The following is a 12,236-nucleotide window of genomic DNA, read 5'->3' as shown; positions in this document are numbered from 1 at the left end:
CAAATTCGTCATCATTCTGCCCCTGCGCGCGTGATAGCCTTTTATCTCTTCGGCGTTGACACTTTTGCTCAAGCCCTTCCATTCCATTGGTGGAACTCATATGTCCAGGCTTTCCCATCAAGATTTGCGCCGCAATTTTCGCCAACTGTTCGCCTCCAACACCTGCTACCACACGGCCTCGGTGTTCGACCCGATGTCGGCGCGCATCGCCGCCGACCTGGGCTTCGAAGTCGGGATCCTGGGTGGCTCAGTCGCCTCGCTGCAGGTGCTGGGCGCCCCTGACTTTGCCCTGATCACCCTCAGCGAGTTCGCTGAACAGGCCACCCGCATCGGCCGCGTTGCCCAGTTGCCGGTGATTGCCGATGCCGACCACGGCTACGGCAATGCGCTCAACGTCATGCGCACCATCGTCGAGCTCGAGCGGGCCGGCGTCGCCGCGCTGACCATCGAAGACACCCTGCTACCCGCGCAGTTCGGCCGCAAATCCACCGACCTGATCACGGTCGCCGAAGGCGTCGGCAAGATCCGCGCGGCACTGGAAGCGCGCTGCGATAAGGAAATGGCGATCATCGCCCGCACCCACGCCGGGATTCTGCCGGTGCAGGAAATCATCAGCCGCACCCGGCAATACCAGCAAGCCGGGGCCGACGGGATCTGCATGGTGGGCGTCAAGGACTTCGACCATCTGGAGCAGATCGCCGAGCACCTGAGCGTGCCGCTGATGCTGGTGACCTACGGCAACCCGCTGCTGCGCGACGACAAGCGCCTGGCCGAACTGGGTGTGCGCGTGACCATCGACGGCCATGGCGCCTACTTCGCCGCGATCAAGGCGACCTACGACAGCCTGCGCGAACAGCGCCAGATCCTCACCCAGACGTCGGACCTGAGCGCGACCGAACTGACTCACACCTACACGCAACCTGAGGAATATATCCGCTACGCGGAAGAGTTCATGAGCGTGAAGGAATGACGGTTTAACCCGATACACCGCCTTCGCGAGCAGGCTCGCTCCCACAGTGGATCTGCGGTGAACACATCATTTGCATCCACCAGTGATCATTTGTGGGAGCGAGCCTGCTCGCGAAGAGGCCATCACAGCCAACATCCATGCCGCCTGACACTCCGCCTTCGCGGGCAAGCCCGCTCCCACAGGTCACGCCGAGTCGAGCAGTTCGCGATGGGGTTTGCCATTGCCGCAACAGATCACGCGGTTACGCCCGGTGGTCTTGGCTTCGTACAGCGCATGATCGGCGTCGTTGAGCCAAAGCGTGGCATCGGTATGCGTCGGGTCGAATGACGCCAGGCCAATGCTCAGGCTGACTTTCAGCGCCGGACTCTGCTCGTAGCCCAAGGTGGCGAAGCGATCACGCAGGGCATCCATGACCATGGCGGCGCGGTTCAGGGGCAGGTCCGGAAGGATCACGCAGAACTCGTCACCGCCGTAGCGCCCGGCCACATCGGTCGCTCGCAGGTTCTGCCTGAGCATTTTGCTCAACTGACGCAGGACGATGTCACCGGCAACATGGCCGTAGGTGTCGTTGATGGCCTTGAAATGGTCGATGTCGATCAGGGCAATCGCCCCGCCTTTTTGCTGGCGTTTGCAGCGCTGGAACTCGACTTCCAGCTGGTCCTTCCAGGTGCCATGGTTGAACAGCCCCGTCAGGCTGTCGGTGCGGCTCAGAGCCAGCAGTTCACGCTTCTGACGGCCGAGGGTATGGGCCTGGCGGAAGCAGATCCAGCCCAGCGCCAACGGATACAGACACAGCAAGGGCAAACAGGCATAGAGCTGCAGCGGGCTGGTCGCTGGAATGAACGCCGGGGCGAAAATCTGCAAACCGACACCGATGCCCAGCACTTGCGCGGCCGTCCCGGCCAACAGGAAGCGCATGCCACCGATGGCCACGTTGTTCATGGCCATCATGGAAATGGTGGTCGCGCTGGGCAGTGGGTTGAAATGCATCGCGGCAATCCAGAAGCCGCCGAGAAAGGCATCGATCAGCAGATTGCGGTGTTCGGCGTGATAAGGCCTTTTCGCCCGACGCGCCCATTGGTAAGCCACGTGCGGCCAGACCAGGCCATTGAACCACATGAAACCCCATACCCAGGGCGCCGGATCGAGTGGATACATCGCCGCGCTCACGCACACCAATCCCAGGGCCAACCCCAGGATTCGCGATGTATAGAGCCTCCTGGCCAATGAGAACGCCTTTCCTCCCGCTTTTTCCATAAGGCCTCTGTGCCACTCGACGAAATGCGATAACAGCCTGTGCCTGTGCGCTGGAGTCTATCAGGGCGAGATTAAATAGCCATCACCGGCTGGCGGGCTGAATATCGCGACATCACCCTCGCATAAAAGCAAAAGCCTCACCCCAGAAACGGCTATACATGAAAGAAGGGGTTGATCAATGACCATAAGAGGAGGCCCATTGCAGACCTTTCAAGTATTGATCATCGGCAGCGGGTTTGGCGGCCAATGTGCAGCAATCAATTTGCTCAAGGCCGGCATCGACGATTTTCGCCTGCTGGAGCGGCGGGATTTCTTCGGCGGCACCTGGTGCCAGAACACCTACCCCGGCGCGGCCGTCGACGTGCCTTCGCCGCTGTATTCGTTGTCTTTCGCGCCCTATCGCTGGACGCAGATGTTCGCCGAACAGGCCGAGCTGCATCGCTACACCCGCCACGTGGTGGAACACTTCGGCCTGCGCGACAAGGTGGAACTGGACGCGAATGTCGAACGCATCGAATGGGACGACACCAGCAAGCGCTGGACCGTCTACACCGCCGGCAAGGGCACGTATTGCGCGCAGTTCCTGATCAACGCGACCGGGCCGCTGAGCCAACCGGTGGTGCCGCGCTTCGAGGGACAGGAGCGTTTTCAAGGTAAAACGTTTCACACCAACAACTGGGATCACGGCTACGACTATCGGCAAAAACGCGTGGCCATCGTCGGCAGCGGCGCCAGTGCGGCCCAGGTGATTCCGGCCATTGCCCCGGATGTCGGGCACTTGCATGTGTTCCAGCGCACGCCCCACTGGGTGTTGCCCCGGGCTGACCGCAGCTTTGGCCGTTTCCAGCGCTGGCTGCTGGGACTCAAGCCGGCCTACAAACTGCTGCGCTGGGGGATCTACTGGCAGTTCGAAACCCGGGTGATTGCCTTCAAGTATTCGAAGCCGGCGATACACATGGTCCAGCGCCAGGCCCTGCGCTTTCTCAAACGCCAAGTGCCGGACGCCGAACTGCGGCGTCAACTGACGCCGGACTACACCATCGGCTGCAAACGGGTGATCCTGTCCAGCACGCTGTACCCGGCACTGGCGCGGCGCAACGTGACGCTGCATAGCCGCGAGCAAGGCATCGCCGCCATCGACGAAACCGGCATCGTCACCCTGGATGGCCAGCACATCGACCTGGACCTGATCGTCTGGTCCACCGGTTACGACGCCACCGACGGGGTGATTTCCTACCCGGTCACGGGAAAAAACGGCACCCGCCTCAAGGAGGTCTGGGCGCAATACCCTCGGGCCTACCTCGGCACCGCCCTGCCCGACTTTCCCAACCTGTTTATCGTCACCGGGCCGAACACCGGGATCGGCCACACCTCGGCGCTGTTCATCATCGAATCGCAGATGAATTACATCCTCGACTGCATTCGCACCTTGCAGGCTCAAGGTTTACGCAGCATCGAAGTTCGCCATGAGGCGGAACGTACCTACACTGAAATGATCCACCGGGAAATGGAACGTACCGTGTGGAAGTCCGGTGGTTGCCACAGTTGGTATCAAAGCAAGAGCGGTCATGTGATTGCGATGTTTCCGGGGTTCAGTTTCAGCTTTCATCGCTTGACCCGAGCACTGAAACCCGCCGATCACATTTTGTCCTGAGCAGATAGAAGGGAGACGCGTGATGCTTTTGTTGTTCGTGGTTCTCGCAGTGTTCGTCGCCTGGAGCTGGCTGACCTACCCGGCCATCGGCTACTGGCTCTATGACTTGAGCATGGCGGCCGAGGCCAAGCTGTACCGGCTGCATAAAATCGTCGTGCCCATCCCCGAGATGACCGTCTCGACCTGGCAAGGCGGGCCGTACGAGGCCACCAGCAGTGTGCTGATGCTCCATGGTTTCAGCGCCGACAAGAACCTCTGGCTGCGTTTCGCCCGGCACTTTGTCGGCAGCCACCGGGTGATCATCCCGGACATCGCCGGCCATGGCGAAACCGGCTTCAAGGCCGGCGGCGGCTACGACATCCCGCTGCAGGCCAAGCGCATGATCCAGCTGCTGGATGTGTGCGGTGTCGAGAAAGTCCATGTCATTGGCAACTCCATGGGTGGCTACATGGCGGCATGGCTCGCGGCCAATTACCCGGAGCGCATTGTGTCCCTGGCCCTGATCGACCCGGCCGGGGTCACCTCGCCCGAGCCCAGTGACCTGGAGCGGCATTTGGCCAAGGGCCACAACCCGTTTCTGATTCATTCGCGGGAAGAATTCCGGCGTTTCTACGCCATGACCATGGCGTCCCCGCCCTGGGTGCCGAAGCTCGTGCTCGATGCCGTGGCCCAGCGCTATGAACAGTCCCGCGAGGAGCTGGAAGAAATCTTCCGCGATTTCCGCGCCAGCCCGCCGATGGAGCCCCGCCTGCCCGACATCACCGTCCCGGCGCTGTTGCTGTGGGGGCGCAAGGACCGGCTGATCGACGTCAGCAGCGTGGCGGTCTGGAGCAAGGGCATCGCCGACCTGCGCGTGCATATCTGGGACGCCATCGGGCACATGCCCATGGTGGAAGCGCCCTCCGGTTCGGCGCGCCTGTATCGGGATTTTTTGGCATCACTGCGCTCGGAGAGTCCACAGGATCAACGGCTCCACTAGGTTTGTAGTCGTTTGCAGTCGTTTGCAGAATGAAGTTCGTCAGAAACTTCGTTTGTCGGCGTCGTTCAAGGCTGCGATCTTTTGACCATCCTTTACGTCACCGCGCCAGGAATCCTGTTCATGAACCACCCGAACTTCGTCAGCCCTGACCTGATCCGCCAACGCTTCTCCAAAGCGATGTCCGACATGTACCGCGAGGAAGTGCCGTTGTACGGCGCGTTGATGGAACTGGTGGAGCAGACTAATCGTCACGTGCTGCAAAGCGATCCGCAGATCCTGCAACAGCTCACCAGCACCGGCGAAATCGAGCGCCTGGACCTGGAGCGCCATGGGGCGATCCGCGTCGGTACGGCCGATGAGCTGGCGACCCTCGCCCGCCTGTTTGCGGTGATGGGTATGCAACCGGTGGGTTACTACGACCTGACACCGGCCGGCGTACCGGTGCATTCCACGGCGTTTCGCGCAGTGCATGAAGCGTCCTTGCAGATCAGTCCGTTCCGGGTATTCACTTCGCTGCTGCGCCTGGAGTTGATCGAAGACCTGGAACTGCGAGCGTTCGCCCAGTCGATGCTCGACCGGCGCTCGATCTTCACCGCCCAAGCCCTCACGCTCATCGAGCGTGCCGAATCCGAGGGTGGCCTGACCGAACCGCAAGCCCTGGAATTCGTCGAACAGGCCCTGGAAACCTTCCGCTGGCACCACAGCGCCACCGTCACCGCCGAGCAGTATCAGAAGCTCAGCGCCCAGCATCGGCTGATCGCCGACGTGGTGGCGTTCAAGGGCCCGCACATCAACCACCTGACGCCACGGACCCTGGACATCGACATCGTCCAGGCGCAAATGCCCGCCCACGGCATTACCCCCAAAGCGGTGATCGAAGGTCCGCCCCGCCGCCAGTGTCCGATCCTGCTGCGCCAGACCAGTTTCAAGGCCCTCGACGAGCCGATTGCCTTCACCGATCAGAACGAAGCTCGCGGCAGCCACAGTGCCCGTTTCGGCGAGATCGAACAGCGCGGAGCCGCCCTCACGCCAAAAGGCCGCGCACTGTACGACCGCTTGCTCAATGCCGCGCGGGACGAACTCAAGGACTTCCCTAACGAAGCCAACGCCGCGCGCTATAACGCCCTGATGGCGCAGCATTTCAGCGAGTTTCCCGACACCTGGGAAGGCATGCGCCAACAGGGCCTGGCTTACTTCCGCTACTTTGTGACGGAAAAAGGCCTGGCGGCGGGCAACCTGAAAAATGCCGCCCTGGAAGACCTGCTCGGCAGCGGTTACCTGCGAGTTGAACCGTTGGTGTACGAAGACTTCCTGCCGGTCAGCGCGGCGGGGATTTTTCAGTCAAACCTGGGGGACGCGGCGCAAACCCGTCACGGCGTGCACTCCAATCAGCAGGCGTTCGAAAAGGCCCTTGGGCGTTCGACGATCGATGAGTTGGCGTTGTATGCCGAGAGCCAGCGGCGTTCGATCGAACAGTGTTTCGCGGCGTTGGCCGATGTTGTTCCAGCCGATGAAAAAGGCTCTTCACGCAATCCCGGGCAACACCGATAACGCAATACCTGTAGGAGCCAGCTTGCTGGCGATGGACTCCAATGCGCCGCGTTCATCCAGTCCAAACGCGTTATCGTTGACGACCATCGCAGGCAAGCCAGCTCCCACAAAGGACCGTGCCCACGCTGAAACTGTAGGAGCCAGCCTGCTGGCGATGGACTCCAGTGCGCCGCGTTCATCCAGTCCAAACGCGTAATCGTTAACGACCATCGCTGGCAAGCCAGCTCCCACAAGGGACCGCGCCTACGCTGAAACTGTAGGAGCCAGCCTGCTGGCGATGGACTCAAGTACGCCGCGTTCATCCAGTCCAAACGCGTTATCGTTAACGACCATCGCAGGCAAGCCAGCTCCCACAAGGGACCGCGCCTACGCTGAAACTGAAACTGTAGGAGCCAGCTTGCTGGCGATGGACTCCAGTGCACCGCGTTTATCCAGATCGCCCGCGTTATCGTTAACGACCATCGCTGGCAAGCCAGCTCCTACAGGGGACCGCGTTCATCCAGCCCAAACGCGTAATCGTTAACGACCATCGCTGGCAAGCCAGCTCCCACAAGGGACCATGCCCACGCTGAAACTCCAAACAAAAACGGGCGACCCGCAGGTCGCCCGTTTTTTTTTATATCCGAAACTTTCAATACAACCAATAAAGTGTTCGCCCAGTGCGATGGCCTCGGCAATCCATGCACTGGTAAAGAGCCGTACACTGGGCGAACGGAAAGCATTTTAGTAGATGAGAATCAATATGTCCGCACTGCAAAGATGAAATTTATCGACACAATGTTTAAGGAAATGTCGACTTGAATACGAGGCTGCACAGCGCTTTAAACGCGCCAGTTAAACGCTATGAGCTGATTATTCCTGTACAAGACTTTTACAAAAACAATCAGCCCATATAACTCAATCTCAATGCTTGCTGGTCACCGTCAATATGTCGGTGTAAACCACGTTTACGCTTTGTCCGACTTTCAAGTCCTTGAGTTTGGCCTGGACTTCAGGTCGCTTGACGTCAACCGTCTTGGACTTGCCTTCCGGGTTTTCAAAAGTCACCTGGTGTTTTTTCAGGTCGATGTGGGTGATTTTCAGCTGCACTTTCACCTGACGGTAAGCTTCGCCGCCGGGGTTGTCGCTACCGGGTGCTGCGCGCACTTCGCCAGTGGCTTCGGCAGTGCCCGGCAAGCCTTTGTCGACATCGGTGTCGAGGAAGGCGGCAACGGCGCTGGTCACCCTGATGTCAACCGTGTCGCCGGCCTTGAGGTTGTCGAGGTTTTTCGCCTTTTCGGTCAGTTGCACAGGGAATTCATTACCCTGCGGGCCTTTGAGGACCACGATACGGTTTGCGGTATCGACCGAAACGACTTGGGTGGCGACCTGATCGACCACTACAACTTCAGACAACGGGAGTTCGGCGGCAACCGCACCGAAACTGGCGGCAGACAGCAAGGTTGCGAGGGTGATGGCTTTGGTCAGTGCGTGGCGTTTCATAGGCAGAACTTTCCCTGTGATGAATGACAACAGACGGCGTTGACGCAAAGCGCAATGCCATGTGTGCGATGAGCATAGACGCTGTTCAGCGAGTGGTCGCAGCAGGCCGCTGATTTTCTAATACCCGGTCATTTCCAGATAGCCGTTCCCTGCATGACTGCCACTGAGGCGCACCGGGCCTTCCCAGTACGGTATGCGCAAGTCCATCCACGCCTGAGGATTGAGCGCGCTGATGGTGATATCGAGGTGTCTGGAGGGGATTTTGATCGACCAGCGCACGGGCATCTCGCGCCCGGCCACGCTGGCCCTGTCTTGCGGTGTGAGGCTGATGTCGCTGGCGTGCAGCAACTGTGTCTGCCCCCGGGCGTCGATCCAGGTGCCAGTGAGGTAAGGCTCGCCGTCCTTTTGCCGCATGCGATACAGCATCACCTGCTCGCCGCTGTCCAGGTGCAGGGAGAACCAGTCCCAACCGCTCTGGTTGGCCGTCAGGGGCTGGCTGCTCCACTCACGGTCGAGCCAGGCCGGGCCACTGACCTGAAAGGTCTGGCCGTCGATTTCCAGGGCGCCGCTGGCCTGGAAAAACGGCTGACTGTAGTAATAAGAGGCCTGACCCTGTTCGGACTTCTGGCTGAACCCCTTGTCCCCTTGCAGCACCAGCGGACCTGTCGAGGTCAACCGCAGCCTGTAGCTGAAACGCTTGTCGCGGGCGCTGAGCAGCAGGTCGGCCAACGGATCGTCGGCTGTCGCCTGGCTGCTCAACTGCCAGTCGTCGATCCATGCATTGAACGGTGCAACGCTGACACCGGCCTGACCGACGCCGCCACGGGCATAGCGCTCAGCCGCGTGATGCACCGTCGCCGACGTCACCGCCGCGTGACCGAGCCAGATCGTCTGGTTCTGCCAGCCGGCTATCTCGGGGATAGCTTTCAAGGCACTGCGGAACAGCGTCCATTGCGCGCCGAACTCATGCCCCTGAGCGTCCTTCAGATTGGCGGTGATGTACCACCATTCGATGCGAAAGCCATCGTGGGGGCCGTGATCCGCCGGGAAGCTGAACACCCGACCGGGCACCACCTTGGTAAACGCAGCGGCCTGGTTGCCCAGCCCGGCAAAACCTTTTTCTACCGGCGCCGGTTGATCGCAGCCATTCAACAGCAGCGCCAGCAGCACCAGGAGCAAGACGCCGAGATTAATTTTCATGGGTAAAGGTGCGCAGCAAGTCCGCCGGCTGCGTGCGGTACAAACGCAACAACGGCCAGGCCGAAGCCAGCAATGTCGCCACCAGCGCCAGGCCCATCAATTGCAACAGTTGCAACGGAAACACCCGCAACGGCAGGCGCCAGCCAAAGGCCTGCACATTGATCACCGTGTCCAGGCACCACGCCAGGGCGATGCCCAACGGCAACGCCAGCACCAGGGTCAGCAGGGCCAGCAACCAGGTTTGCCCGAGGTTTAGCAACATCAGATGCCGGCGCGTCACACCCAGCGCCCACAGCGGCGCCAACTGCCCGAGACGGCTCTGGCTTTGAGTCAACAGGCTGATGAACAGCGCCACGCCGGCCACGCACAACGTCAGGCTATTGAGCGCAGCGGTGGCGGCGAAGGTGCGTTCGAAGACTTGCGTGGACCAGCCCTTGAGCCGCGCCTGATCGACGATGCGGCTGTCGTCCAGGGTAAAACGGGCCTGCAGCGCCGTGACGAACGCCGGGATCGACGCCGGTTCGATGCGCAGGTTGAAGCGGTTCGGTGTCAGTTGCGGCCAGCCGCGCAACAGGTGTCGGATGTTGACCAGAATGTGACCCTTGGGATTGCCGTAGTCGGCGTAGATCCCGACGATCCGTGGCGACCACGGGCCAGTGGGAGTCGGCAGCGTCAGGTGGTCGCCCGGTTGCACGCGCAGGCGCCGGGCCAGTTGTTCGCTGAGCATCACCGCATCGTCCTTGGCCAGTCGTTCCCAAGGATTGTCGCCCAGGGCTTCGAGCAACGGCCAGTGCTGGCGGTAGGTCGGGTGGTCGATGATCCCGGACAGGTCCGTCGGCCAACCCTGCAACTGGATCGACACCTGCCAGTTGGGCAGCACCGCTGCCAGTTGCGGCTGCTGGTCGAGCCAGCTGTGCAGCTCCCTGGCCTGGGCCGGGTTCTGTGGGTTGAGGTAAAGCTCGGCCGTCAGCCGTTGCTCGAGCCAGTCGCTGAAGGTCTGACGAAAGCCTGCGGTCATGCTGCCGGCACCGATATTGGCGGCCATGGCCAACAGCAGCGCCATCAACGCCAGGCTCAACGCCGGAAGTTGCTGGCGGCAATCGGCGACAAACCATTGGCCCAGTACCGAGCGACTGCGTTGTGAAGCGAGACTGAGCAGCGAACTGAGCACCACCGGCAACGCCAGTGCGGCGCCGATCAACAGCGCCGCCATCAGCACGAAGCCACTGACCAGGCTGTCGCCGAAGATCAGCGCCAGCAGCGCGATCATCCCGGCCATTGCCGCCACCCAAGCCTGACGTCGCAACCAGCGTGCATGGGCCTGATGCCAGGCCTGCGGGTCGGCCAGCGCCAGCAATGGCAAACGCGCCGCCCGCAGCAGACTGTTGACACCGGCCAGCAACGCGCCGATCAGACTCAGACCGATACCACTGAACCACCATGACAGGCCGAGGTTCAACTGCCCCGCCACTTCGGCACCATACAAGCCACGCAGGCTGGCGGCGACATCCGGCAACAGCACGGCGGCCAGCAGGTAGCCGCTGACCACCCCGGCCACACCGCCGACCAGGGCCAATCCACCCAATTCGACGGTGAGACAGGCGATCAGCATGCGCGCACTCACCCCACAGGCACGCAGCGTGCGCAGCAAACCCCGACGTTGCTCCAGCGCCAGCCCGATGGCGGCATGCACGATAAACAGACCAACCACGAACGACAGCACCCCCAGGGCCGCAAGGTTCAGGTGAAAGCTTTCGGTCAGGCGTGTGAGGTTGTTTTCTTCGCCAGCGCTCTTGAGTTGCAGTTGGCCCTGGAAGGCGTGCGGCAGCGGCGCAGTGAAATCCTTCGGTAGCAGCAGTCGCGACAGTTGATCCGGCATCCCGAGAATCTGCTGGGCAAAACCGATGTCCACCAGCAGCACACCGGGCGCCATATCGGCCTGCACCTGCACCTGCAGCGGCGGCAGTGCCACGCCCGCCAGGTTCAGTGGCCGGTCACCTTCGCGCAAGCCCAGTGCCTGCAAGGTTTGCAACGATATCCAGGTACTGCCCGGCGGGCTGAAAAAACCGACCACCTGCTCAATCGCCAAGGCCTGCCCCGCCACCGCCGCGCCCGCCGGCAGCGACACCGGCTCGATGCCCATCAACTGCAGGCGCTGTTCTTCATGCCCCTTGAGCGTGACCCGCCCTTGCAGCACTGGTGACACGGGCCAGCCCGCGCGGCGCAGATCGACAAACCATTGCTGCGCGAAGGTGCCGCCACCAGGAGCACCGAGACTGGCCTGAGGCTCGCCGCCAATCAACTGACTGGCGCGGGCATAGCTGTCGCGGGCCTGGCTGTTGAGTGCCTGGACGCCGGTCAACAGGCCAGTGGCCAGCCACAACCCGGTCAGCACACTGAAAAACTGCACCGGATGCTGGCGCCAGTGGCTGAGCAGCGCGCGCAGGGTCTGGCCAAAGATGCCCATGTCAGCGCTCGCCCACAGCGGCCAGGCGACCACCGCACAGCAAGGCCTTTTCCGCCAGCCGCGCCGCCACGCCGGGACTGTGGGTGACCATCAGCAGGCTGGTGGGACTGTCGTCGAGCAGTTCCAGCAGTAACTGCAACACCTCGGCGCCGGTGGTTTCATCGAGGCTGCCGGTGGGTTCGTCGGCCAACAACAATGGCGGGCGCGACGCCAGCGCCCGGCCCAGCGCGACCCGTTGCTGCTGGCCGCCGGACAGTTGCTCCGGGTAGCGCCGCAGCAGCTCGCCCAGGCCCAGGCGCCGCACCAGATGGGCTTGCCAGCGTGGGTCATGACGCCCGGCCAGACGCGCCTGAATCGCCAGGTTGTCTTCGACCCGCAGGCTGCCGATCAAGTTGAATTGCTGAAACACCAGGCCGATTTCCGTACGGCGCCAGTTCGCCAGTTGCCCTTCATTCATCTGTTCCAGGCGATGCCCGCCACTGCGGATGCTGCCGCTGTCGACCTTGTCCAGCCCGGCGATCAGGTGCAGCAAGGTGCTTTTGCCACTGCCTGACTCGCCCATCAGCGCCAGGCTGCTGCCGGGCCTGAGCGTCAGGTCGACGCCTTGCAGCACCGGCAGCGGCCCCTGCGGTGTGGCGTAGCTTTTGAAAACGCCATGGACTTCAAGCATGGGTCA

9 protein-coding genes are annotated in these 12,236 nt (G+C 61.8%); 4 read left to right on the top strand and 5 right to left on the bottom strand.

Annotated elements, in window-relative coordinates:
- Positions 1–100: 100 nt before the first annotated feature.
- Positions 101–970 carry an isocitrate lyase/PEP mutase family protein gene (locus KSS91_RS10870; protein ID WP_007975765.1) on the top strand — a complete coding sequence of 290 codons (870 nt, stop codon included), beginning with the start codon at positions 101–103 and terminating at the stop codon, positions 968–970.
- Positions 971–1,153: 183 nt separating this feature from the next.
- On the opposite strand, the gene KSS91_RS10865 is transcribed toward KSS91_RS10870, so the two are convergent.
- Entirely contained in the window at positions 1,154–2,227 is a 1,074-nt protein-coding gene (locus KSS91_RS10865; RefSeq protein ID WP_217837910.1) for a diguanylate cyclase, read from the bottom strand.
- A gap of 199 nt (positions 2,228–2,426) precedes the next feature.
- On the opposite strand from KSS91_RS10865, the gene KSS91_RS10860 reads away from it, so the two are divergent.
- From KSS91_RS10860 to hglS, 3 genes are all read left to right on the top strand, one after another.
- A complete protein-coding gene (locus KSS91_RS10860; RefSeq protein WP_217837909.1) occupies positions 2,427–3,881 on the top strand; it encodes a flavin-containing monooxygenase in 1,455 nt (484 codons plus the stop codon).
- A gap of 22 nt (positions 3,882–3,903) precedes the next feature.
- Positions 3,904–4,860, top strand: coding sequence for an alpha/beta fold hydrolase (locus KSS91_RS10855; protein WP_217837908.1), 957 nt, complete (start codon positions 3,904–3,906; stop codon positions 4,858–4,860).
- A 120-nt stretch (positions 4,861–4,980) separates the two neighbouring features.
- Positions 4,981–6,411: a 2-oxoadipate dioxygenase/decarboxylase HglS gene (hglS, locus tag KSS91_RS10850; protein ID WP_217837907.1), complete on the top strand. Its 1,431-nt coding sequence runs from the start codon at positions 4,981–4,983 to the stop codon at positions 6,409–6,411.
- A 903-nt stretch (positions 6,412–7,314) separates the two neighbouring features.
- Here hglS and KSS91_RS10845 read toward each other — a convergent pair.
- The 4 genes from KSS91_RS10845 to KSS91_RS10830 form a co-directional block, all read right to left on the bottom strand.
- The gene (locus KSS91_RS10845) at positions 7,315–7,893 is read right to left on the bottom strand and encodes a hypothetical protein (RefSeq protein ID WP_217837906.1); all 579 of its coding nucleotides are present in this window, start codon (positions 7,891–7,893) and stop codon (positions 7,315–7,317) included.
- Positions 7,894–8,010: 117 nt separating this feature from the next.
- Complete coding sequence (locus tag KSS91_RS10840; RefSeq protein ID WP_217837905.1) at positions 8,011–9,093, bottom strand: lipocalin-like domain-containing protein; 1,083 nt, start codon at positions 9,091–9,093, stop codon at positions 8,011–8,013.
- Positions 9,083–11,560, bottom strand: coding sequence for an ABC transporter permease (locus tag KSS91_RS10835; protein WP_217837904.1), 2,478 nt, complete (start codon positions 11,558–11,560; stop codon positions 9,083–9,085). Before KSS91_RS10835 ends, KSS91_RS10840 begins: the two co-directional genes overlap by 11 nt.
- A gap of 1 nt (position 11,561) precedes the next feature.
- Complete coding sequence (locus KSS91_RS10830) at positions 11,562–12,230, bottom strand: ABC transporter ATP-binding protein (RefSeq protein ID WP_217837903.1); 669 nt, start codon at positions 12,228–12,230, stop codon at positions 11,562–11,564.
- Between the last annotated feature and the right edge of the window lie 6 nt (positions 12,231–12,236).

The sequence above is a fragment of the Pseudomonas azerbaijanorientalis genome (genome assembly GCF_019139795.1).
Classification (GTDB): domain Bacteria; phylum Pseudomonadota; class Gammaproteobacteria; order Pseudomonadales; family Pseudomonadaceae; genus Aquipseudomonas; species Aquipseudomonas laurylsulfatiphila.
Note: the sequence above shows the minus strand (reverse complement) of the source record. Positions and strands in the feature narration are given on the sequence as shown.